This window comes from Devosia sp. (assembly GCF_035944845.1).
Lineage (GTDB): Bacteria > Pseudomonadota > Alphaproteobacteria > Rhizobiales > Devosiaceae > Devosia_A.
In genome coordinates this window covers 17,709-40,288 of the sequence record NZ_DASZAW010000079.1, presented here as the reverse complement: position 1 = coordinate 40,288, position 22,580 = coordinate 17,709, and the positions used below count along the sequence as shown (strand labels likewise).

The window sequence follows — 22,580 nt, the reverse complement described above, 5'->3', positions numbered from 1 at the left end:
CGGGGCATTGCGAGCGATGGCTTGTCTGCCGCCAAGCTTGCATGAACCTTGCGCAGCCCCGGCGCGGCACGCATGGGTCGGTTGCGTGGTGCACCCGGCACGGCGCAACTGCTTGTTGTCGCCCGGCGCAACTACTTGTTGTCGCCCGGCGCAAGCTTTCGGCAAGCTTGATCGGCGATGACGACGAAGGAGGTGCCGATGCGGCTATTGCTGGTGGAAGATGAGCCCGACATGGCGGCGCTGCTGCGCGCCGCGCTGGAGAAGCACGATTTCGTCACCGATCACGTACCCTCGATCGAATACGCCATCGAGGCAATCGAGACGGTGGCGCATGATCTCATCATCCTCGATCGCCAGCTCGGCGATGGCGACGGCGCCTCGCTGATCGCCCATATCCGCAAACGCCGCCCGCACACCCCTATCGTCGTGCTCTCGGCCATGGGCGGCGCCAACCACCGCATCGAAGGGCTGAACCTCGGCGCCGACGATTACCTCGCCAAACCCTTCGTGGTCGACGAGCTGGTGGCGCGGCTGCGCGCCGTGCTGCGTCGGCCCAGCCAGGTGGAAACCGCGCCGCTGGCGATGGGCAACCTGTCGCTCGATCTCAACCACGGCGATGTCTTCGTTAGTGGCGACAAGGTCGACCTGCCGCGCCGCGAGTACCTGGTGCTCGAAAGCCTGATGCGCCGCTCCGGCCGCACCGTGCGCCGCGCCGTACTCGAAGAGGATGTCTACGGCTCCGACGACGAGATCCAGTCCAACTCGCTCGAAGCCCATATCTCGCGGCTTCGCCGCAAGCTCGCCGAGGCCGGCAGCACGGTGGAAATCCACCCGGTGCGCGGCGTCGGTTACCTCCTCAGGCAATCATGATCCGCGAACCGAGACCAATCCGCCTCGAACGCCGCCTCACCCGCCGCATGATCCAGGTGCAGGCGGTGGCGCTGCTGCTGTTCTTCGCGCTGGTGGTATTTCCGCTCGGCATCTACCCGGCACTCCGCTTCATCGACGCGCCGCCGCTCGATCCGGGCAACCCCGAGACGTTTGCCGAAGCGATCCGCCCCACCGCCGACGGTGGCGCCGAGGTGGAGATGACCCCCAAGCTCAAGGCACTGATCGCCGACAAGCCCGGGGTCTGGTTCCTCGCCTCGACCGAGGCGGGCACCAAGGTGTCATACGGCAAGATTCCAGTGTTCTACGATGAGTTGGATACGGCGCTGTGGGAGTTCGCCTCGGTCGATGTGCGCCCACGCGCCGGATCTCCGGTCGACGCGCTGCAGCTCGAGCGGCACCGCAGCCAGATCGGCGATGTCATGGTGGCGTCGGGCGGCGGGCGGACCATCGGCGTCGTATCGTTCGTCGCCGGGTTCTGGGCCCTGTTCAGCCTGGCGTTGCTCGCCATCACCGCCATCGCCGCCGCCATCATCATCCCGCGCGTCATCCGTCGCGAGTTGCGCGGCCTGAAGCAGGCGGCCGAACAGGCTGAGCTGATCGACATTGATGCCCGCGGCACGCAGTTGCCCACCGAGAACGTGCCGCACGAAGTCCGCGCCCTGGTCGACGCGGTCAATGGCGGCCTCGCCCGCCTCGACAAGGCCTATGCCCAGCGCGAACGCTTCCTTGCCGATTCCGCCCATGAGCTGCGCACCCCGATCGCCATCCTCCAGACCCGGCTGGAAACCGCCGAGCCCTTCCCTGAAAAAGCCCGGCTGCTGATGGATGTGGCTCGGCTGTCGAGTCTCGCCGACCAGTTGCTCGACCTGCAGCGCATGGACCTGGGCGAAACCGCCATGCAGCCGCTCGACCTGGTGGAGCTTGCCGGCAATGTCGTCAGCGACCTCGCCCCGCTCGCCCTCAATGCCGGCTACGAACTGGCGCTCGACGCCCCGGAGGCGCCGGTACTGGTCAAAGGCGACGAAGGCAGCCTCACCCGGGCTCTCGCCAATGTGGTGCAGAACGCCATTGTCCATGGCGCCAACCACGGCCAGATCATCGTCGAGGTCAGCCCCACCGGCGCCATCTCGGTGATGGACGACGGCCCCGGCATCGCCCCGGCCGACCGCGAACGCATCTTCGAGCCGTTCTACCGCATCAAGCCGCTCGCCACCGGCGCCGGGTTAGGGCTGAACCTCGTCGCCTCGATCGTCCAGCGCCACAAGGGGCGGGTCGCGGTGACGGAATCCCCCACCGGCGGGGCGAGATTCTCGATGCTGCTGCCATTGGTCGAGGGCTAGCACTGATAACGCAGTCGGTAATCCTCCCCCGCGTGGCGGGGGAGGACCACGGAGAGGCCGGTGCCCCTTACGAAGCCAGACTGATATGCGAGGTCGTGTCCCGCGCAATATAGCTCTGGATCTGCCGTACGATCTGCGCCGCGTGCCCGGCGGCGAGCTTATCCGCCAGCTCCGCATCCCCGGCAGCCACCGCCGCCACCATTGCCTCGTGCTCATCCACATATTGCCGCGGCAGCGTGTCGTCGAAGCTCTGGTAGTAGAGCCTGAGGATCCGCCGGCCCTCGTCCAGCAGCCGGGTGAACAGCCCGGTGAAATAGCTGTTGCCGCCGGCCGCGGCGATGGCGACGTGGAAATCGCGGTTGGACTGGATCATCTTCAGCGCGTCGCGCTGCTGCACCGCCTCGGCATAGGCCGCCTGCAGCCGTCGGATGGCCACCATGTCGCTGTCGCGCCGATGCACCGCGGCGCCCCGGGTGGTGACCCGATACATCAGGGTCAGCGCCTCGAAATAGATCGGCAGTTGCACGAAATCGATCGACGAGACGATGGTGCTGCGGTTGGGCAGCGTCGTCACCAGCCCCTCGGCCGACAGCCGCACCAGTGCTTCGCGGATCGGCGTGCGCGACATGTCGAACTGCACCGACAGGCCCACCTCGTCGAGCGGGCTGCCCGGCTCCAGCGTCAGGTCGAGGATCGACTGGCGCAGCTTCTCATAGACCGTCTGCGCCCCCTGCCCGCGCACCCGCACCGGCTCGTCGCCGCTCGGCGCCGCGGTCTTGCCCGCCGCTGCCTTGACCTTTGTCGCCCCGCGCATTGCAGCCACGACGATTCTCCTGAATTGCACCGAGCGCTAGAGAACCGGTTCCGCCGCCGATTGCAACGGCAGCTTCCGGCCTGCTCCCCTCCCCTTGAGGGGAGCAAACACAGCGACCGGCGCGGACCAATTTCTACGCTTCCAGCAGCCATACCAGCATGCCGCCTGGCGCGCGATTGGCCCAAAGATGATAGGGGATCGCCTTGAACCGCACCGGCTCCAGAGCCGACGGCGCCGTACGATACAGCGCCCCGCCCCAGCCGGCATCGCTGGCTTTGACCGCGCTGCCGCTGAGCGTCACCGCGCCGCCCAGCAGCCCCGGATCATACGCCGTCTCGATCGCCGCTCCGGGCGCCAGCCGTAGCCGCTGCGGTGCAAAGCCGTTATCGATCTCTTCGAGGCAATAGACCACCGGCCCGCGCTTCAGCGCCACCCGCCCGGCATCCTCGGTCACCTCGGGGTTGGCGTAGAGCCGCTCGACCGGCATGGCGAAGCCGATCCGCACCTCGTCGCCGGCCCGCCACTCCCGCTCGATGGTGGCATAGCCCTTCGTGACCTCCACCGGCGCGAAGGCGCCGTTGACGCTGAGCTTCGCCTCGCGGCACCAACCCGGCACCCGCAGCCTGAGCGCAAAGCGCTTCGGCATCGCCGGCGAAACGCCGAGCCGGATGTCGCCATCCCAAGGATAGCGCGTCTCCTGGCGGAGCTTGACCACGGTATCGCCCAGCACCGCCTCGGCGGTGTTGGCGCCATAGAGGTGCACGGCCAGTTCGTCCGGCTTGGTGGTGTAGAAATAGCTGCCGAGCGAGGCGATCAGCCGGGCAATATTGGTTGGGCAGCACGGGCAGTAGTGCCACTTCCAGCGCCTGTTATCGCCGTGGCTCTCCAGCACGTTCTCGTAGAAATAGTGCTCGCCATCGCGCGAAATACCCGACAGCGCGCCGTTGAACAGCACCAGTTCGACATGGTCGGTAAAGCGCCCGTCGAGCTCGATCTGCGCCATGCGATGGCCCCAGAACGCCAGCGCCACTGCGGCGCAGGTTTCGGCATAGGCGCTAGCGTTGGGCAGGTCGTATTCCCGCGTGAACCCTTCATTGGCATGCGCCGGCCCCAACCCGCCGGTGACATAGAGCTGGCGCCCGGTGAGGTTGTCGAACAGCCGGTCGGCGGCAGCGAACAGCGAGAGGTCGCCGGTTTCGGCCGCGACATCGGCCATCGCCGAGAACAGGTACATGGCGCGCACCGCATGGCCCACCACCTGGGTCTGCTCGCGCACCGGCATGTGGGCCTGGCTGTAGGAATAATCCTTGAAGATGTAGTCCCTGGGGTCGCTGCCGCGCCGACGCGCTTCTTCGTCGTAATAGGAGGGCTGCTGGCCCCGCTCGTTGACGAAGAAGGTGGCGAGCTCGAGATGTCGCGGATCGCTGGTCACGCCATAGAGCTTGATCAGCGCAATCTCGATTTCCTCATGCGCGTCATAGCCGCGGAGTTTCCCGGGCTCAGCCCCGAAGGTGTCGATGATGTGGTCGACCGCCCGAAGCATCACCTCGAGGAAGCGCCGCTTGCCGGTCGCCTCGAAATAGGCCACGGCGCCTTCGAGCAGATGCCCCATCGAATACATTTCGTGCAGGTCGCGCAGGTTGGTCCAGCGCTTCTCCGGCTCGCGCCTGGCGAACCAGGAGTTCAGGTAGCCATCGGCCATCTGCCCCTTGGCCAACTGCTCGACGATCTCGTCGATCTTGTCTTCCAGCTCGGGGTTGGGGTGGGCCTTCAGCGTATAGCTCGCCGCCTCGATCCACTTGCCGAAATCGCTGTCGAAGAAATGCTGCATCGAGAGCCCGCTCGGCTGGATCGGGCGGACCAGCGGCGCCGGCGGCAGGTGGAAGTTGAGGACTTCGAGAAAACCCTCCTCGTCGAGCCGCCGATGCTGCGTCGGCACGCTGACTTCTCTCACCGTCGCGCTCCAGCTCTCCCAGAACCCGCCGGAGAAATCGACCTTGGCATGATCGACCGGGGTGTAGCGATCGAGGCGAGGTGGGTTGGAGAGGTCGGTCATGGAGTGGGCTTTCGAGGGGTTGGGCTGCTCGCACTGCGACTGAGAGGTTCTGCCCCTCACCCTGACCCTCTCCCCAGCGGGGAGAGGGGACGCACTTTGCACCGGCAGCTCCACATCGCCCCCTCTCCCCGCTGGGGAGAGGGTCGGGGTGAGGGGCAGGACGCTCCGGTGGACTTCAATCGATCACCGCAATCGCCGCCGTCATCCGCTCGAGCCAGCCCTGCGCCGACGGCGACAACCGCCCCGACAGCGCCTCACGCACCCGCGCATGATAGCCATCGAGCCACGCCACCTCGTCGCGCGTCAGCTTCCCGACATCCGCCAATGCCAGATCGATCGGCGCCAGCGTCAGCGTCTCGAAGCGCAGGAACCCGGGGGCCGCTGCAACTGTCTCCACCTGGTTCTCGACCCTGAGGCCGAACTCGCCTTCGCGGTAGTAGCCCGGCTCGATGGTCATGATCACACCGGGCGCGAACTCGTAATTGTTCACCACCTTGCCGAAGCGCTGCGGGTGTTCGTGCACCGAGAGGAAGTGCCCGACCCCGTGCCCGGTGCCGTGGTCGTAATCGAGGCCGAGATCCCAGAGCGGACGCCTGGCCAGCGCATCGAGATGGTGCCCGCGCGCCGTCACCGGGAACTGCGCCGTCATCAGCGCCACAAAGCCCTTGAGCACCGCGGTATAGGTGCGGCGCACCTCATCGGAGACCGGGGCGAAGGCCGTGGTGCGGGTGACGTCGGTGGTGCCGGTGAGATATTGCCCGCCGGAATCGATCAGGTAGACGCCGCTGGTGGTCAGGGCCGCATTGGTCGCTTTGCTCGAAGCATAATGGCACATCGCCGCATTGGCCGCCGAGGCCGAGATCGAGCGGAAGCTCGGCTCGACGAAACCCTCGCCCCGCGAACGGAACTCCAGCAGCTTGTCCTCGGCTTCGAGCTCGGTGATCGGCTTGCCGGCCGCCTCGCGGGCCGCGACGTTGTCGGCGAGCCAGCTCAGGAACTCGGTGAGCGCCACGCCGTCGCTGACATGCGACGACCGGAACCCCGCGAGCTCGGTGCTGTTCTTGATCGCCTTGGCAATAGTGATCGGGCTGGTTTCCGAGAGCACCGTGCCCCCTGCCCCGGTCACGGCGATCGCAGCTGCCACCGAGGCGAAGCGCGGATCGACCAGCGCCCGCTTGCCATTGGAGCGCGCCGCAATGCCGGCGAGCAGGTCGGCCGGGGAACGGGTCGCCACCGCTTCGAGCTCATAGGCCTCGCGATCGTTGGGGAGCTTCTGCTCATCGACGAACCACTCGGTTTCCCCGCTCTTGTCGAGCAGCAGGAACGATTGCGGCAACGGCGTGTATTTGACATCTGCGCCACGCACATTGAGCAGCCAGGCGATATTGTCGGGCTGCGTCTCGACCAGGAAATCCGCCCCGAGTTCACTGAGCCGCGCCCCGATGCGGCGACGCTTCGACAAAGCCGTCTCGCCGGCATTGGCGAAACTGCTGATCCGCGCGGTCGGCGGCTCCGGCTGGTCCGGCCAGATCGCATCGATCGGATCGGCCTCGAGCGGCACCAGTTCGCCACCCGCCTGCCCCATCGCCGCTACCAGCCGCTGGTGCAGGTCCGACGGGATCAGCATCGGATTGAAACCGATGCGTTTTCCTCGTGGCAGTTTTTCGCCCAGCCAGCGCTCCAGCGGAAAATCATAGAAATGCGAGATCTCGAACGCCTCGAGATCGACTTCCTGGCGCACCTGCACCTGGTAGCGGCCATCGACGAAGATCACCGCCCTGTCGGCGGTGACCAGCGCGATGCCCGCCGAGCCGGTGAAGCCGGTGAGATAGCGCAGCCGCTCGTCATGCGGCGCGCAATATTCACCCTGGTGGGCATCGAAGCGCGGCACGATCACCCCGTCGATACCCAGGGCCCCGAGATGGGCCCGGAGCGCTTCGAGCCGGTTCATCTCAGAAGCCGTACTTGCTCAGATCCGGCCGGCTCTTCAGGCCGGCCTCGGTGATGGCGCGCACCCGTGCCTCTTCGGCCCCGACCAGCGGCAGGCGCGGCGCGCGGGTCACCGGCGAGGTGCCGCGGACGATGGCCTCGACCAGCTTGATGTTCTGGACGAACTTGGGCCCGATATCCATGCTGAGCAGCGGCAGGAACCAGCGGTAGATCTCAAGCGCCTCGGGAATGCGCCCCGCTTCCGCCAGCTTGTAGATGGCCACCGTCTCGCGCGGGAATGCTACCACCAGCCCGGCGATCCAGCCCGAGCAACCGAGGATCAGGCTTTCGAGCGCCAGGTCGTCGACCCCGGTCAGGAGCTGGTAGCGATCGCCCACCGCCCTGAGCGTCTCGTTGATGCGGCGGGTGTCGCCGGTCGATTCCTTGATGGCGACGAATTTCGGCTCGTCCGCCATCTCCTTGAGCATCGCTTCGGTGACGTTGATGCCGTAGGCGATCGGGTTGTTGTAGATGATGATCGGCAGGCCCGAGGCAGCGGCGATGGCGCGGTAATGCGCCACCACTTCGCGATCGTCGGCGAGATAGCGCATCGCCGGCAGCACCATCAGCCCCTCGATGCCGATGGCTTCGGCCTCCGCAGCTAGCGCCGCACCGGCCCGGGTGGAATCTTCCGCAATGGTGAGGAGGATCGGCTTCCGCCCCGCCGCTTCGGCAATCGCCGCCTTGGCGATGGCGAGCTTTTCCTCGCGCGTCAGGCTCGAGGCCTCGCCGAGCGAGCCGCAGACGATGACGCCGTCGACGCCGGATTCGATCTGGTAGGCAACATCGGCCCGCACGGCCGCGATATCGACCTCCTGATCATCAGTCATCTTGGTGGTGATCGCCGGGAACACGCCGCGGAAATCGCTCTTCTGCATTTCAGATCCTTGTCTCGCGGGCTACGGCCGCACTCGTCGTTTCGGACGCAAACGGGCATCCGGCTTTGCCAATCTCATAGGCGGAAACGCGACTGTCGGCAAGCTGTCGACATTACTATTGACAAGCTGCGTACAGACTGTCGACTATCGCATCACCGGAGCGGTTGCCGTCGGCGTCCGCTCGTCCATTCAGGAGGGAACCCATGGCGCATACCACCCCGAAACGCCGCAGTCTGCTGCCGCGGCTGGCGCTCGCCGGCCTCGTTGCCACTGCCCTGTCGAGCCTGCCCAGTTTCGCTCAGGACGCCCAGCCCGGCGGCACGCTGCGCATCCTCGGCACCGAGGATCTCGACCATTTCGACCCGACCTCGGCAGCCTTGGTCACCACCAACAATTTCCTGCGCGCCGTGTCGCGCCAGCTGATTTCCTACGAAGCGTCCACCGACGAGACAGTCCGCATCACCCCCAAGGGCGATCTCGCCACCGAAGTGCCGCAACCGACCGATGATGGCCTCACCTACACCTTCAAGATCCGCCAGGGCGCGCAGTGGAACGCACCCTCGGGCGCCCGCCAGATCACCTCGGCCGACCTTGAGCGCGGCTTCAAGCGCATGTGCAACCCGGCGCTCGGCTCGGCGGCGCTGACCTATTACTCGAGCCTCGTTGCCGGCATGGCCGAGTTCTGCGACGGCTTTTCGAAGGTCGAGCCGACCGTCGTGGCGATGAAGGCCTATATCGAGGGCAACGACATCACCGGCATCGAGACGCCGGATGATGAGACCGTGGTGATCAAGCTGACGCAGCGCGCCGGCGACTTCATCTACATGCTGTCGCTCGCCACCTCCGCCCCGGCGCCGATCGAGGTGCTCGACTACATGCCGGATGGTCCGGATTACCGCAGCAATTTCATTGCCAGCGGCCCCTATACGCCGGGCGCCTACACCCCGGATTCCTCACTGCAGCTGGTGCGCAACCCGGCCTGGACGGCCGACAGCGATCCGCTGCGCAAGGCTTATGTCGACCAGATCGACATCACCTTCGGCCTCACCGTCGACGCCATCATGCAGCAGCTGCAATCGGGCGACGGCGACATGACCTATGACGTCACCATTCCGCCGGCGATCCTCTCGATGCTGACCGCCCAGGGCGATGAAAAGCTGATGACGGTGTCGTCGGGCAACACCAACTTCATCTTCATCAACACCGTCTCCGGCAACAACAACGGCGCGCTCAAGGACCTGAAGGTCCGCCAGGCGCTGAACTATGCCGTCGACAAGGCCGCGATCGTGCAGCAGATGGGCGGGCCGTCGATCGCCAGGCCGGTCAACGGCATTTTCGGCCTCGGCGTGCTCGGCTACCACGAGTTCGATCTCTACCCCTCGCCCGAGGCCAAGGGCGACCCGGAAAAGGCCAAGGCGCTGCTCGCCGAAGCCGGCTTCCCCAACGGCATCACGCTCAAAATGCCGTTCCGCAACAAGGGCAACGAGCCGGCCGTGGCGCAGACCATCCAGGCCTCGATGGCCAAGGCCGGCATCACCCTCGAGCTGACCCCGGTGGCCCCGGCCGACTACTATTCGAAGTTCATGACCAACCCGGTGAACACCCAGGAAGGCACCTGGGATATCGCTCCGGTCGGCTGGACCCCGGATTGGGCCGGCGGCTCGGCGCGCTCGGTGTTCCAGCCGCAGTTCAGCTATGACGGCACGCACCAGACCTACAACTACACCGACTACAACAACGACAAGGCCAACGAGCTGGCCCAGCAGGCGATCAACGCCACGACGCCCGAGGAAGTCGGTGCGCTCTGGGCCCAGGTCGATGAGCTGGTAATGGCCGATGCCCCGGTGGTGCCGCTGATCGCCAACCTCATCGTGCTCTATCACGGCGCGGCGGTGCAGAACTTCCAGCCCTACTCGATCGGCGTCCAGGGCGACTGGACCAACGTCTGGCTGCAGCAATAGGCTGGAGTTGGTTGAACTCCCCCTCTTCCCCTCCCACGGGTGAGGGTAAGAGGGGTTTCGGCTATCACCAGCGGCGCTACGGGGGTCGTAGTTGAGTTGATCCACCGTGATCCCCCCACCACCGGCTGTCATCCCTGCGAAAGCAGGGACCCAATTCGCAGCCCGCGCGAGTGGACAGTTGGGTCCCTGCTTTCGCAGGGATGACAGCCGGTGGGTAAATCAAGGGCCGCGCCAGCCACTGGGCCGGAGCGGTATGTTGGACCAACGCACCTGGGTCGCCGGTCCTAGTCTGGAGCAGTTTGCGTGGCAGTTCTCGAAGCGCGGCATCTGAGCGTCGATATCCCCACTGAAGACGGCGTGATCCACGCGGTGCGCGACGTCTCCTTTGTGCTCGAAGCCGGCGAACTGTTCGGCATTGCTGGCGAATCCGGATCGGGGAAGAGCGTCCTCACTCAGGCCATTCTCGGCCTCCTCCCCAATGCCACCGTAACCGGCGAAGTGCTGTTCGAGGGCCGCAACCTCCTCGGCCAGAAGCCCGCCGAGTTGCAATCGATCCGCGGTTCGCGCATCGGCATGATCTTCCAGGATCCGATGTCGAGCCTCCACCCCTACTACACCGTCGGCACTCAGATCACCGAGATGATCCACGCCCATGAGAAGGTGGAAAAGTCAGTGGCGCGCCGTCGCGCCGTCGACCTCCTCGCCCGCGTCGGCATCAGTGACGCCGATCGGCGCTTCGACAGTTTCCCGCACCAGTTTTCCGGCGGCATGCGGCAGCGGGTGATGATCGCCATGGCGCTGGTGCTCAACCCGCCGCTGGTCATCGCGGACGAACCCACCACCGCGCTCGACGTCACGGTGCAGGCGCAGATCGTCGCGCTGCTCGACGAGATGCGGCGGGAGCGCGGCACCACCGTGGTGATGATCACCCACGATCTGGGCCTGCTCTCCAGCATCGCCGACCATGTGATGGTGATGTATGCCGGCCGCCGCATGGAGCTGGGGCCGAGCGCCCCGCTCTTTGCTGCCCCGGCCCACCCCTACACTGCGGGGCTGCTCGCCTCCTCGCCGGCCAATTACGAGGCCGGCGCCGAGCTGGTGCCGATCCCCGGCCGGCCACCGAGCCTGCTCGATACCCCGGTCGGTTGCGTGTTCGCGCCGCGTTGCGCCAGCGCCCTGCCGCGCTGCACCGCCGAGGCGCCGCCGCTGCGGGTGTTCAGCGACGGCTTGCAGTCGCTCTGCTGGCTGGAGGGCCCACCCGGCGATGCCGCCGCCAGGGTCTCGGGCACCGCCAAAGCCCCGGCCATCGACGAGATCGTCGTCAAAGCCGAAGGCGTCCGCCTGACCTATGGTGGCGGCAGCCTGTTCAACCCCGGCGCCGGCTTCGAAGTGCTGAAGGGCATCGATCTCGAACTGCGCCGCGGCGAAACGCTGGGCCTCGTTGGCGAAAGCGGCTGCGGCAAATCCACCTTCGCCCGCGTGCTCGCCGGCCTGATCCCGATGACCCATGGCAAGGTGGCGCTGCTCGGCCGCGACCTCGGCAGCCTCGATGCCAGCGCCTGGCAGGCGATGCGGCGCGAGGTGCAACTGGTGTTCCAGAACCCCTTCGGCGCCTTGAACCCGCGCCGGCGCGTCGGCGCCATTATCGGCGACCCCTACCGCATCCACGGCCTCGCCTCGGGGACCGAGCGGAAGCGCGAAGTGCAGCGGCTGATGGAACTCGTCGGCCTCAACCCCGAGCACTACAACCGCTTCCCCTCCGAATTCTCCGGCGGCCAGCGCCAGCGCATCGGCATCGCCCGCGCTCTGGCGCTCAACCCCTCGCTGATCATCTTTGACGAGCCGGTGTCCGCCCTCGATGTCTCGATCCAGGCGCAGGTGCTGAACCTGATGCGATCGCTGCAGCGCGACCTCGACCTCACCTATCTCTTCATCTCGCACGATCTCGCCGTGGTTCGGCATGTCTGCGACCGCATCGCCGTGATGCAGGCCGGCCAGATCGTCGAACTGGCCGATGCCGAAACGCTCTACCGCGCGCCCCAGCATCCCTATACGCGCACCCTGCTCGCGGCCTCCGTCAGCCCCCCGCCCCGCCACGCGGCGAGCGGGCGAACCCTCGTTGCTTCGCATGTACCGGAGGCCGCATGAGCACCGACGTCTCCACCGCGGTGGTGCAGCGCGGCTCGCTGGCGCTGACGCTGCGCCGGCTCGGGCGCGACCCGGCCATCATCGCCGCTCTGCTGTTCATAGTCTTCGTGCTGCTGTTCGCTCTTTCGGCACCGTGGATCTCGGCCCTGACCGGCCATTCCGCCATCGAGCAATATCGCGATACCGGCCTTTCGCCGATGGGCCTGCCGGTGGCGCCCAACGCCGAGTTCCTGTTCGGCACCGATCACCTCGGCCGCGACGTGCTGGTACGCCTCGCCTATGGCGCGCAGGTCTCGCTCACCGTCGGCGTTCTTGCCGCCGTGGTCGCGGCGTTTATCGGCATCACCGTCGGCATGGTCGCCGGCTATTTCGGCGGCTGGGTCGATACGGTGCTGAGCCGCGCCATGGACCTGGTGATGAGCGTGCCGTTCCTGCTCTGCGCCCTGGCGCTGGTCTCGGTGTTCGGCCCCAGCCTGTCGCTCAGCATCGGCGTCATCGTCTTCTTCAGCTGGACCACCATGGGCCGGGTCATCCGCGGCCAGGTGATGTCGCTGCGCCGGCAGGAATTCGTCGAAGCCAGCCGCTCGCTCGGCGCCGGGCCGCTTTCGATCATGTTCATCGACATCCTGCCCAATCTCAGCGTGCCGATCATCGTCTACACCACCATGATGATCCCCGGCTCCATCGTCTTCGAGGCGACGCTGAGCTTTCTCGGCATGGGCATCGTGCCGCCGGCCCCGAGCTGGGGCGGCATGCTGGCCGACGCCGCCGGCAACTCGCTCTACCTCGTTGCCGCCTGGCTGGTGCTGATCCCCGGCCTCGCCCTGCTGTTCACGACGCTCGCCTTCAACATCCTCGGCGATGGCCTCCGCGACGCACTCGATCCGCGCGGCCGCCCGGTGCGGAGGAAGGCCAAATGATCCGCTATCTCCTCGGCCGGGTGATGTTCGGCGCGCTGATCCTCCTCACCCTCAGCATGTTCGTGTTCTTCCTGTTCTTCGTCGCCCCGGGCGATCCGGCCCGCATGGTGGCGGGCGACAAGGCGACCGAGACGCAGCTGATCCAGATCCGCACCAATCTCGGCCTCGACCGGCCGATCCACGAGCAATATCTGAGCTTTCTGGGGAAGGCAGTGACCGGCGACCTCGGCTTTTCCTACCGCAACCAGCAGCCGGTGGCGAAGCTGATCTTCAACCGCCTGCCTGCCACCCTGTCGCTGGTGGTCGGCGGCGTGCTGGTCTGGCTCGCCGTCGGCATCCCCATCGGCATCATGTCGGCCCGCCATCCCGGCGGAGTGCGCGACCGGCTCGGACAGGGCTTCATCCTCATCGGCCTCAGCTTTCCGACATTCGTCCTCGGCATGATGTCGCTCTACCTGTTCTATTTCCTGCCCCGGCAGTCGGGCTTCATGCTGTTCCCGGCCGGTGGCTTCAAACCGTTCCTGCCCAATCCGGCGATCTGGGCCTGGCACCTGATCCTGCCCTGGACCACGCTGGCGCTCACCACCGCCGCGGTTTATGCGCGGCTGACCCGCGGCCAGATGCTCGAAGTGATGGGCGAGGATTACATCCGCACCGCCCGCGCCAAGGGGCTGAGTGAGCGAAAGGTGGTGTGGAAGCACGGCATGCGCGCCACCCTCACCCCGCTCGCCACCCAGCTCGGCGCCGATATCGCGCTGCTGCTCGGCGGCGCCATCGTCATCGAACAGGTCTATGGCCTGCAAGGCGTCGGCGCCCTCGCGGTGCAGGCGGTGGCCAACCAGGATCGCCCCATTATCATAGGCGTGGTGCTGCTCGGCGGCCTGTTCATCGTCGTCGCCAACATCATCGTCGACATCGCCTACGTGCTGCTCGATCCCAGGGTGCGGTGAGTGGCAACACTGACAGATAATTGGGCACAACGCCGCCCACCCACCGGCTGTCATCCCTGCGAAAGCAGGGACCCATTGCGCAGCCCGCGCCGGTGGATAGTTGGGTCCCTGCTTTCGCAGGGATGACATCGAGCGTGTTGGATCGCCGGTGAAAACGGCCAGAGGATGTGAAGGATTTTTTGAGAATGCCCGTCGCCGAATACACCATCCCCGGCATGCTGATCCGCGATCACCTGCTGCCGGTGCCGCTCGACTGGACCAAGCCCGAGGGCCAGACCATCGAGCTGTTCCTGCGCGAAGTGGTCGACCCGACAAAACGCCATGACGACCTGCCGCTCCTGGTGTTCCTGCAGGGTGGCCCGGGCGGCAAGTCACCGCGCCCGACCAAGGGCAGCCCGTCCTGGCTGGCCGAGGCGCTGAAGACGCATCGCGTCATCCTGCCCGACCAGCGCGGCACCGGCCGCTCCACCCGCATCGAAGCCGCCACCATGGCGCAGTTCGCCGATGCCGAGGCCGCCGCCGACTACCTCAGTCACTTCCGCGCCGACTCGATCGTCGACGATTTCGAGCACGCCCGCAAAACCCTGTTCGCCGGCAAGCGCTGGGAATCGCTCGGCCAGAGCTATGGCGGCTTCCTCACCCTCACCTATCTGTCGCGCTACCCCGAAGCGCTCGCCGCCTGCTACGTCGCCGGTGGCCTCGCCAGCCTCCGTCCCTCGGCCGACGAGGTCTACCGCCGCACCTATCCGCGCGCCGCGGCAAAGACCCGGCTCTACTACAAGCGCTACCCCGACGACGTCGCCCGCGTCGCCGCCATTGCGGACCACCTCGCCGGCAATGACGTGCGCCTGCCCGATGGCGACCGGCTGACCGTCAAGCGGCTGCAAACCATCGGCATCGACCTGGGCATGGCGCCGGGCCACGAGAACGTCCACTGGCTGATCGACGAGGCCTTCTCCGCCCCCGGCCGGCTGTCCGACCATTTCCTGTTCAGCGTCATGAGCCTCACCAGCTACGACACCGGCCCGCTCTTCGCGGCGCTGCAGGAGAGCATCTATGGCCACCTGGCCGGCGCCACCAACTGGGCGGCCGAGCGGGTGCGCGCTCTGCATCCCGAGTTCGACCCTGCAGCCCGCCCGCTGCTGTTCACCGGCGAGATGATGTACCCCTGGATGTTCGAGGACATCCGCTCGCTCCGCCCGTTCAGATCGGGCGTCGATGCTCTGGCAGCGCGCGAAACCTATTCGGCGCTCTATGATCCCGCTCGCCTCGCGCAGAACGAGGTGCCGGTGAGCGCCGTGGTCTACTATGACGATCTCTATGTCGACGCCGGCCTGTCGCTCGAGACGGCCGCCGAAGTCGGCAATCTCCAGCACTGGGTCACCAACGAATACGAACACGACGGCATCCGCCAGAGCGGCAATGTGTTCAAGCGGCTGGTGGAGATGGTGAAAGAAGTGGGCGGGCCGGTGAGGGGGTAAAGGAACCGAGGCGTGCAGTCAGGCGGATATCACGGCCGGCGCCACACCCGTCCCCTCGCCCCTGAGGGGAGAGGGTAGCGCAGGTAGGAGCGAAGCGACGTACCGTAGCTGGGTGAGGGGTTCAGCTTCTCAGCGAGCGCGTATGGCGCCGCTTCACCCCTCATCCGGCGCTACGCGCCACCTTCTCCCCTGAGGGGAGAAGCGATGGAGACGCCAGCGCAAGCCCACCCTCAATCCTCAAAATGCCCGCGCACCGCGAACCCACCGCCCTGTAGCCCCGCCATCTTCGGCTCCGGCAGCGGCCATCCCCCTGCTGGCGCCGGCAACTCCGCCGATGAATGCTCCGGCTTCCACCCCAGCGTCTGGTCCGGGTCGTTGACGTACCACGCCCCCGCATTGTCCGAGATCGCGAACACCGTCCGATAGCCCAGCTCCGGTGCATCGAGCCCGGCAAACACCAGCCCGGCGAGATCATCAGGGTGGCACCAGAGCTTCAGGTCGCGCTGCGAGCCCGGGTTGTTCGCCGCGCAGATCCTCATGTTCAGGCACGCGATGCCGAACTTGTCGTGGTAGAGCCGGCTGAGGTTTTCGCCGAACAGCTTGCTCACCGCATAGAGCGAATCCGGTCGCACCTCGGCATGCCGGTCGAGTGGCGCCACACTCACCGGATGCATCCCCAGCACATGGTAGGATGAGGCGTAGATCACCCGCTTCACCCCGGCCTGCCGCGCCGCCTCGAACACATTGTAGGTGCCGGCGATATTGGCATCGAGAATGGTCTGCCACGCTGCCTCGTTGGCCATGCCGCCGAAATGCACCACCGCCTCGACGTCGTCGCGCATCAACGCGTCCACCGCCACGCGGTCGGCAAGGTCGGCCAGCACCACCTCGCCAGCGTCGGCGGGGGATACGAGGTCAGTCGCCAGCAATGGCCGGCCCGCCCGTGCGAACGCAGCGCGCAGATGGCTGCCGAGCCGCCCGGAGGCGCCGGTGAGCAGAGTCTTCGGCATCACACTTCTACCACTTCAGCGCAGCCCGGAGCGCCCGGGTGCCTTCCTCATCAGGCGCCGTACGGATCCCAGCCATTGGCCTGGAACAGCGCGATGATATAGCCGAAGCAGAAGGCGAAGGCGGTTTCCATCGAGTTGTCGGCATCGATATGCGGCACATGGTCGGGCATGATCATGCCGTCATAGCCGACCTCGTGGTAGATCTTCAGCGCCGCCGGCATGTCCATGTCGCCATTGTCGGGGAACTCCTCGGTGAACGAGTAGCGGCCGCCCTTGATGTTGCGGAAGTGCACGTTGAAGATCTTCTTGCGGCTGCCGAACCAGCGGATCACCTCGCCGATCTCGGCCCGCGGGTTCTCCATCCCCTCGGCCACCGTGCCCTGGCAGAAATTGAGGCCGTGATACGGGCTCTCGCAGGTCTGCACGAACCGCATCAGCCCCTCGACGCTCGACAGCACCCGGCTTTCGAAACCGCGATAGCCCGGCGGGGTCATCGGGTCATGCGGGTGGCAGGCGAGCCGCACCTTGCTGGCCGTGGCCACCGGCACGACGCGCTCGAGGAAATACTCGATGCGGCCCCAGAATTCTTCGGAGCTCACCTTGCCGGCAATGGTCAGCGTCTCGCCATCGGTCGCCTCGTTGGCGCGCCAGGTCGAGAGCTTCTGCCCGCCGCGGCCGGTTTCCGACACCGTGCGCGGAATGCCCAGCACGTTGAAATTGTACTTGGCGGCGCCGATGCCGGCTTCCGCCAGGGCCTCGATGATCCGGCAGATGCCATCGATCTCGCGGTCGCGCTCGCCCGGCCTGCCGAGCACGATCCCCGGCGCCTGGTGGTTGCGCTCGATGCCCGAGGAGGGCAGCGGCAACTGCACCATGTCGAGGACGAGGCCGAAGCTCGCGACATGCTCGGCATGCCGCATCAGGATATCGCGATCCCACTGCCAGGGGTCGCCGACCGGGTCGATGCACACATGCTTGACCCCGAGCTGCGCCAGTTGCCTGAGATAGCGGTCGCCCACCTTGGCGAACTGATCGCCGCCGAGCTGCGTGCCTACATACATGTCATCCCCTCCTGTACTATGACTTTGGCAAACCAGTATGATAGATTCCTGAGATGACTGCACCCATCATCACCGTCGTCGATGCCGATCGCTGCGACATCGGCGAGAGCCCGGTCTGGGACGAACGGGCGAACCTGCTCTGGTGGGTCGATATCACCCCCGGCCTCATCTACCGCCTCGACCCCGCTAGCGGCGCGCGGCAACACTGGGAGATGGGCGAGCCGGTCGGCGCCCTTGGCCTCTGCCGCTCCGGCAGGCTGGTGGTGGCGCTCAAAAGCACGGTGATCCTGTTCGATCCGCGCGACGGCAGCCGCGAATTGCTGGCATCGGTCACCCACAAGAAGCCTGAGATGCGGCTCAACGACGGCAAGGTCGGCCCCGACGGCGCCTTCTGGGTCGGCTCGATGGATGCGAGCGGCGCCGCCGATCCGGCCGGCGTGCTCTACCGCGTCGCCCCCGATGGCGGCCTCAAGGCGATCACCGAGAATTTCCGCATTTCCAACGGCCTCGCCTGGAACCCCTCGGGCACCCGCATGTACCACTCGGACTCCCGCGGCATCTGGGTCGACATCTACGATTTCGACCCTGCGACCGGCGCGGCGACCAACCGCCGCCGCTGGCTCGACCTCGACGAATTGACCGGCCGCCCCGATGGCGGCGCCTGCGATATGGACGGCAATTACTGGTCCGGCGGCGCCTCCGCCAGCCGTCTCAACTGCTTCTCCCCCGAGGGCAAGCTCCTGCGCACGGTCGACCTGCCGAACTACCGCCCCACCATGCCCTGCTTCGGCGGCCCCGACCTCAGCACCCTCTATGTCCCCAGCCTCAGTGCGGGGGTCTCGGCGGAGGATCTGGCGAAATGGCCGCTCTGCGGCGCCATGGTGAGCGTGCCGAGTGGGACGAGGGGTGTATCGGTCAGCAGGTTCGCGGACTAGCGGTTTACGCATCCGGCGGCGCCCCGTCGTCCCCTCGCCCCTCTGGGGAGAGGGTCAGGGTGAGGGGCGCCAAGCACACCAGATGAGCAGCTGCATCAAGCCATCCTGATGCAAGATCTGAGCGCTTGGCGCCCCTCACCCCCGCCCTCTCCCCAGAGGGGCGAGGGGGCGTTGCGGCACCGCCGGCGTGTCCTCCCCACCTGCCCACTCCCTCATCACTTCCTACACCAACACCACACTTGCACAATTTTTCTGCATATCGACCCTCAATGCACACATCTCGATAGGCCACCGAGCGAGTCTGTGCATAATCAGCTCGACCACCACAGAGGGCCGAGCCTTGCAGATTTCTCCCGTCACCGCCGTACGCCAGGCCCTCGCGGCGCTCAAAGCCTACGACGACCCCGCCACCTTCATCAGCCTCAAATCCGAAGTGGCGCTGCTGGACGAAGCCGCGGCGCTTGAAGCCGCCGGCCCGACAGACAAGCCGCTCTACGGACTGATCTTCGCCGTCAAAGACAATATCGATGCGGCCGGCCTCCCGACCACCGCCGCCTGCCCCGATTTCGCCTATACGCCGGAGCGCTCGGCCTTCGTCGTGGCGCGCCTCGAAGCGGCCGGCGCTATCGTCCTGGGCAAGACCAATCTCGATCAGTTCGCCACCGGCCTCGTCGGCGTACGCTCACCCTATGGCGTGCCGCGCAATGTGCAGCGCGCCGACCTGGTGCCGGGCGGCTCGAGCTCCGGCTCGGCCGTCGCCGTAGCCGCCGGCATCGTCGATTTCGCGCTCGGCACCGATACCGCCGGTTCGGGCCGCATCCCGGCGGGGATGAACGGCATTGTCGGGCTGAAGCCCAGCCTCGGCCTGTTCTCGGCCTCGGGCATGGTGCCGGCCTGCCGCACGCTCGACACCATCTCGGTTTTTGCCGGCGATGTCGATACTGCCTTCCGCGTCAGCACGGTCGCCGCAGCCTTTGACGCCGCCGATGCCTATTCGCGGCAACTGCCGGCGCCCACGCTGTCGGCGATGCCGCCGCGCCTGCGGGTCGGCGTGCCGCTTGACGCGCAGCGCAAGTTCTTCGGTGATACCGCTGCCGAAGCCTCCTATGCCGAGGATCTCCAGCGTCTCGAGGCGCTCGGCGCCGAGATCGTCGAGGTCGATTTCGAGCCGCTGCACGCCGTCGCCCGGCTGCTCTACGAAGGCCCCTGGGTGGCCGAGCGCTACGCCGCCACCAGGACCCTGCTGGAAGCCAGCCCGGGCTCCTTCCATCCGGTGACCCGCAGGATCATCGAAGGCGCCCGCGGCCTCACCGCCGTCTCCGCCTTCGAGGCCACCTACCGGCTGATGGACCTGAAGCGCGACGTGGCGCCCCTGCTCTCCAGCCTCGATTGTCTCGCCGTTCCGACCGTGCCGCGCGCCTATACCGTGGCGGAACTCGCCGCCGACCCGATCACCCTCAACTCCAACCTCGGCAGCTATACCAACTTCGTCAACCTGCTCGATCTCGCGGCGCTGTCGGTGCCCACCGGCACTCGCTCCGACGGCTTGCGCGGCAGCCTGACGCTGATCGGCAAGGCCAACAGCGACGGCTACCTCGCCGGTATCGGCGCCGCGCTGACGGGGGAGGTGTTGAGCACGCCGTTGCGAGCTGCAGCAGAGCGCATCGAGATCGCCGTGGTCGGCGCCCACCTCTCCGGCCTGCCGCTCAATGGCGAGCTGACCGCCCTCGGTGGCAGCTTCGTGCGCGAGGCCGATACGACCCGCGACTATCGCCTCTTCGCCCTCCCCGGCACCGTCCCGCCCAAACCCGGCCTGCTGCGCGTTGGCGATGGCACGGGGGCAGCGATCGCTACCGAAGTGTGGTCGCTCGACGCCGCGGGGTTCGGCGCGTTCGTCGCAAAGATCCCCGCGCCGCTTGGCGTGGGCACGCTGCGGTTTGCCGATGGCACCACGGCCAAGGGCTTCCTCGTGGAAGCCGAGGCGGTCGGGAATGCGCGGGACATCTCGGAATTCGGTGGCTGGCGGAAGTTTCTCGCAGCGAAGGTGCTGGCTTAGCGATCACCGGCTTCTCAGTGGTCCTCCACCGCGCAGCGGGGGAGGGGGACCGCCGGAGGCGGTGGAGGGGGCGGCAGGATGCGCCGGTGTGTGTGGCCGCCCCCTCCACCAGCTTCGCTGGTCCCCCTCCCCCGTTTCACGGTGGAGGACCACGGAGAGCCCAGTGGCTGTTTATGGGCGATCCCCGCCCCACTACCCCTGCGCCAGCCGCCCATAGGCATCGCCGACAATCGCGATGTGCCGGCGCATCGCCGCTTCCGCTTCACCGCGGTCGCCGCGCAATATCGCTTCGACGATCAACCCGTGCTCGGCATGCGATTGCTGGAGACGACCACGGGCGGCGAACTGGGCGCGCCGGAACGGCTGCAGCCGCTGCCGGGTCGAGATGGTGATCTCGCTGAGATAGCCGTTATGCGCCCCCTCGTAGATCGCCGTGTGGAACGCATCGTTCGCCTCGGCATAACCGGTGGCGTCGCCCGCTCGCACGATGCCGGCCATTTCGGCATGCTGGGCATCGAGCGCCTCGCGCTCGGCCGCCGTCATCATCTGGGCGCAGAGCCCGGCGCACAGCGCTTCGAGATAGCCCATCACCTCGAACATCCCGGCGAGTTCATCCGGCGCCGGCTTCGCCACGAGGGCGCGGGCATGCGGCTTCTGATCCACCAGCCCGCTGGCCGCCAGCAGCCGCAGCGCCTCGCGTACCGGGGTGCGTGACACCGCGAACTCGCCGGCCAGCAACGTCTCATCGAGCGGCGTGCCCGGTTCGAGCTCGCCGGCTATGATGCGGCTGGCCAGCACTCGGCGAATCTCCTCGCCGGAGGTGCGTTTCAGCATAGTCCCCTCTAGTCCTCGCGCTTTCCTTGAAAGCGCTTTAGTCGTCGATGACGCTGACATGCGCCGCGGCGACGCGCCAGCCATCCGGCATCCGTATCCACGTCTGCATCTGCCGCCCGACCTTGCCCGGCGCGCTGTCATTGTGAAACAGCGTCGAGACCACGGCGGTGTCGCTGCCGTAGCTGGTAATCACCGTCTGGACCAGGTGCCGGCCCGGCCCCGCCAACGGTCGCAGCCGCCGGAACTCGCGGATCGCCGCGCTGCCATAGAGGTTTTCAGCAATGCCGTAACGGATGGTCAGCTCGCTATCGAGAAACAGCTCGTCCAGCACCGCCAGGTCATTGGCGACCAAAGCTGCCTCGTAGCGTGCGAACACCGCTGCCACTTCGGCGACCACCGAGGGATCGTTGACCATCATGCCAGCACCGCCGCTTCCAGCGTCGCAAACGGTGTCACCCAGCCGACAATGCCGCCCTGTGCCGCAATCATCTTGAGGGTCGCCGCCTTGAACTCGGCAAAGTAGCTCTCCGTCGCATCCTCGATCAGCAGGCATTCGTAGCCGCGGTCATTGGCCTCGCGCATCGAGGTCTGGACGCACACCTCGGTGGTAACCCCCGCAAACACCAGATGGCTAATTCCCAGCCCCTGCAACTGCCCATGCAGCCCCGTGGCCCAGAACATCCCCTTGCCCGGTTTGTCGACGACGATTTCGCCATCGATCGGAGCCAGCGCATCGACGATCTGGTTGCCCGGCTCGCCCCGTATCAGCAGCCGCCCCATGGCGCCGGCCTCGCCGATCTTGAGGCTCGGGTTGCCGCGCCGGATCTTGGCCGGCGGACAGTCGCTGAGGTCGGGCTGGTGCGCCTCGCGCGTATGGATCACCGGCCAGCCCTGCGCCCGGAACAGCGCGATGAGCGCCGCCGTGGTCGGGATGATCGCCTCGAGCCGAGCCACATCATTGCCGAGCGAATCCCCGAACCCGCCGCGCTCGATGAAATCGCGCTGCATGTCGATGACCACCAGCGCGGTGTGCGCGGGGTCGAGCGGGTATGGGTAGGGGCGGGAGGGGACGGAGATCATCGGCGGACATCCATGACGAAGGAGCCGCGGCAGGGGATGTGGAGGACGAGGTAGTCGGCGGGTTCCCCGCCTGCGGCGACCTCCGCAGTCGGCAATCGGCAGTAGGCAGTCGGCAGTAGCCAATGGGAAGCAGGCATTGAGGCATTCGCCTCCAACCTCCGATTGCCGATTGCCGA

At 66.7% G+C, this 22,580-nt stretch carries 18 protein-coding genes; 9 read left to right on the top strand and 9 right to left on the bottom strand.

Going from position 1 to position 22,580, the window contains the following annotated elements; all coding sequences use genetic code 11:
• Nucleotides 1-198: 198 nt before the first annotated feature.
• Entirely contained in the window at nt 199-870 is a 672-nt protein-coding gene (locus VGV07_RS15830) for a response regulator transcription factor (RefSeq protein ID WP_326869694.1), read from the top strand.
• Complete coding sequence (locus VGV07_RS15825) at nt 867-2,231, top strand: HAMP domain-containing sensor histidine kinase (RefSeq protein WP_326869686.1); 1,365 nt, start codon at nt 867-869, stop codon at nt 2,229-2,231. Before VGV07_RS15830 ends, VGV07_RS15825 begins: the two co-directional genes overlap by 4 nt.
• Before the next feature lie 67 nt (nt 2,232-2,298).
• Here the strand turns inward: VGV07_RS15825 and VGV07_RS15820 are convergent, their stop codons facing one another.
• The 4 genes from VGV07_RS15820 to VGV07_RS15805 form a co-directional block, all read right to left on the bottom strand.
• On the bottom strand, nt 2,299-3,045 hold the full coding sequence (locus tag VGV07_RS15820; RefSeq protein WP_326869693.1) for a GntR family transcriptional regulator: 747 nt from the start codon (nt 3,043-3,045) through the stop codon (nt 2,299-2,301).
• Nucleotides 3,046-3,178: 133 nt separating this feature from the next.
• Nucleotides 3,179-5,101 carry a glycoside hydrolase family 127 protein gene (locus tag VGV07_RS15815; protein ID WP_326869685.1) on the bottom strand — a complete coding sequence of 641 codons (1,923 nt, stop codon included), beginning with the start codon at nt 5,099-5,101 and terminating at the stop codon, nt 3,179-3,181.
• Nucleotides 5,102-5,276: 175 nt separating this feature from the next.
• A complete protein-coding gene (locus VGV07_RS15810) occupies nt 5,277-7,052 on the bottom strand; it encodes a M24 family metallopeptidase (RefSeq protein WP_326869684.1) in 1,776 nt (591 codons plus the stop codon).
• 1 nt (nt 7,053) lies between these two features.
• Complete coding sequence (locus VGV07_RS15805; RefSeq protein WP_326869683.1) at nt 7,054-7,968, bottom strand: dihydrodipicolinate synthase family protein; 915 nt, start codon at nt 7,966-7,968, stop codon at nt 7,054-7,056.
• A gap of 203 nt (nt 7,969-8,171) precedes the next feature.
• Here VGV07_RS15805 and VGV07_RS15800 point away from each other — a divergent pair, with 203 nt between their 5' ends.
• From VGV07_RS15800 to VGV07_RS15780, 5 genes are all read left to right on the top strand, one after another.
• Nucleotides 8,172-9,929 (top strand): ABC transporter substrate-binding protein, encoded by a 1,758-nt coding sequence (locus VGV07_RS15800; protein ID WP_326869682.1) that lies wholly within the window; start codon nt 8,172-8,174, stop codon nt 9,927-9,929.
• A 303-nt stretch (nt 9,930-10,232) separates the two neighbouring features.
• Complete coding sequence (locus VGV07_RS15795) at nt 10,233-12,077, top strand: ABC transporter ATP-binding protein (protein WP_326869681.1); 1,845 nt, start codon at nt 10,233-10,235, stop codon at nt 12,075-12,077.
• Nucleotides 12,074-12,997, top strand: coding sequence for an ABC transporter permease (locus VGV07_RS15790; RefSeq protein ID WP_326869680.1), 924 nt, complete (start codon nt 12,074-12,076; stop codon nt 12,995-12,997). The genes VGV07_RS15795 and VGV07_RS15790 overlap by 4 nt, the downstream gene beginning before the upstream one ends.
• Nucleotides 12,994-13,947, top strand: a complete 954-nt coding sequence (locus VGV07_RS15785) for an ABC transporter permease (protein ID WP_326869679.1) — start codon at nt 12,994-12,996, stop codon at nt 13,945-13,947. Before VGV07_RS15790 ends, VGV07_RS15785 begins: the two co-directional genes overlap by 4 nt.
• 185 nt (nt 13,948-14,132) lie before the next feature.
• On the top strand, nt 14,133-15,428 hold the full coding sequence (locus tag VGV07_RS15780) for an alpha/beta fold hydrolase (protein WP_326869678.1): 1,296 nt from the start codon (nt 14,133-14,135) through the stop codon (nt 15,426-15,428).
• A 230-nt stretch (nt 15,429-15,658) separates the two neighbouring features.
• Here VGV07_RS15780 and VGV07_RS15775 read toward each other — a convergent pair whose 3' ends face one another.
• The gene (locus tag VGV07_RS15775; protein ID WP_326869677.1) at nt 15,659-16,438 is read right to left on the bottom strand and encodes an NAD(P)-dependent oxidoreductase; all 780 of its coding nucleotides are present in this window, start codon (nt 16,436-16,438) and stop codon (nt 15,659-15,661) included.
• A 50-nt stretch (nt 16,439-16,488) separates the two neighbouring features.
• Complete coding sequence (locus VGV07_RS15770) at nt 16,489-17,499, bottom strand: mannonate dehydratase (RefSeq protein ID WP_326869676.1); 1,011 nt, start codon at nt 17,497-17,499, stop codon at nt 16,489-16,491.
• A gap of 53 nt (nt 17,500-17,552) precedes the next feature.
• Between VGV07_RS15770 and VGV07_RS15765 the strand changes: the two genes are divergently transcribed.
• Together VGV07_RS15765 and atzF are read left to right on the top strand one after the other, a co-directional pair.
• Nucleotides 17,553-18,434: an SMP-30/gluconolactonase/LRE family protein gene (locus tag VGV07_RS15765; RefSeq protein WP_326869675.1), complete on the top strand. Its 882-nt coding sequence runs from the start codon at nt 17,553-17,555 to the stop codon at nt 18,432-18,434.
• Between the two features lie 214 nt (nt 18,435-18,648).
• Nucleotides 18,649-20,490 carry an allophanate hydrolase gene (gene atzF, locus VGV07_RS15760; protein WP_414649962.1) on the top strand — a complete coding sequence of 614 codons (1,842 nt, stop codon included), beginning with the start codon at nt 18,649-18,651 and terminating at the stop codon, nt 20,488-20,490.
• Between the two features lie 192 nt (nt 20,491-20,682).
• Here atzF and VGV07_RS15755 read toward each other — a convergent pair whose 3' ends face one another.
• The 3 genes from VGV07_RS15755 to VGV07_RS15745 are packed head-to-tail and all read right to left on the bottom strand — an operon-like array spanning nt 20,683 to nt 22,404.
• Nucleotides 20,683-21,324, bottom strand: coding sequence for a GntR family transcriptional regulator (locus VGV07_RS15755; RefSeq protein WP_326869673.1), 642 nt, complete (start codon nt 21,322-21,324; stop codon nt 20,683-20,685).
• Between the two features lie 37 nt (nt 21,325-21,361).
• Nucleotides 21,362-21,742: an oxalurate catabolism protein HpxZ gene (hpxZ, locus tag VGV07_RS15750; protein ID WP_326869672.1), complete on the bottom strand. Its 381-nt coding sequence runs from the start codon at nt 21,740-21,742 to the stop codon at nt 21,362-21,364.
• Nucleotides 21,739-22,404, bottom strand: a complete 666-nt coding sequence (locus VGV07_RS15745) for a cysteine hydrolase (protein WP_326869671.1) — start codon at nt 22,402-22,404, stop codon at nt 21,739-21,741. The genes hpxZ and VGV07_RS15745 overlap by 4 nt, the downstream gene beginning before the upstream one ends.
• Nucleotides 22,405-22,580 lie beyond the last annotated feature (176 nt).

Excerpts from the sequence above, each read along its gene's own strand:
- VGV07_RS15790 (WP_326869680.1), top strand. The coding sequence starts at position 12,074 with ATGAGCACCGACGTCTCCACCGCGGTGGTGCAGCGCGGCTCGCTGGCG.
- VGV07_RS15815 (WP_326869685.1), bottom strand. The coding sequence starts at position 5,101 with ATGACCGACCTCTCCAACCCACCTCGCCTCGATCGCTACACCCCGGTC.
- VGV07_RS15800 (WP_326869682.1), top strand. The coding sequence starts at position 8,172 with ATGGCGCATACCACCCCGAAACGCCGCAGTCTGCTGCCGCGGCTGGCG.
- hpxZ (WP_326869672.1), bottom strand. The coding sequence starts at position 21,742 with ATGATGGTCAACGATCCCTCGGTGGTCGCCGAAGTGGCAGCGGTGTTC.
- VGV07_RS15765 (WP_326869675.1), top strand. The coding sequence starts at position 17,553 with ATGACTGCACCCATCATCACCGTCGTCGATGCCGATCGCTGCGACATC.
- VGV07_RS15830 (WP_326869694.1), top strand. The coding sequence starts at position 199 with ATGCGGCTATTGCTGGTGGAAGATGAGCCCGACATGGCGGCGCTGCTG.
- VGV07_RS15810 (WP_326869684.1), bottom strand. The coding sequence starts at position 7,052 with ATGAACCGGCTCGAAGCGCTCCGGGCCCATCTCGGGGCCCTGGGTATC.
- VGV07_RS15745 (WP_326869671.1), bottom strand. The coding sequence starts at position 22,404 with ATGATCTCCGTCCCCTCCCGCCCCTACCCATACCCGCTCGACCCCGCG.
- VGV07_RS15755 (WP_326869673.1), bottom strand. The coding sequence starts at position 21,324 with ATGCTGAAACGCACCTCCGGCGAGGAGATTCGCCGAGTGCTGGCCAGC.
- VGV07_RS15770 (WP_326869676.1), bottom strand. The coding sequence starts at position 17,499 with ATGTATGTAGGCACGCAGCTCGGCGGCGATCAGTTCGCCAAGGTGGGC.
- VGV07_RS15785 (WP_326869679.1), top strand. The coding sequence starts at position 12,994 with ATGATCCGCTATCTCCTCGGCCGGGTGATGTTCGGCGCGCTGATCCTC.
- VGV07_RS15825 (WP_326869686.1), top strand. The coding sequence starts at position 867 with ATGATCCGCGAACCGAGACCAATCCGCCTCGAACGCCGCCTCACCCGC.
- VGV07_RS15780 (WP_326869678.1), top strand. The coding sequence starts at position 14,133 with ATGCCCGTCGCCGAATACACCATCCCCGGCATGCTGATCCGCGATCAC.
- VGV07_RS15775 (WP_326869677.1), bottom strand. The coding sequence starts at position 16,438 with ATGCCGAAGACTCTGCTCACCGGCGCCTCCGGGCGGCTCGGCAGCCAT.
- VGV07_RS15820 (WP_326869693.1), bottom strand. The coding sequence starts at position 3,045 with ATGCGCGGGGCGACAAAGGTCAAGGCAGCGGCGGGCAAGACCGCGGCG.
- VGV07_RS15805 (WP_326869683.1), bottom strand. The coding sequence starts at position 7,968 with ATGCAGAAGAGCGATTTCCGCGGCGTGTTCCCGGCGATCACCACCAAG.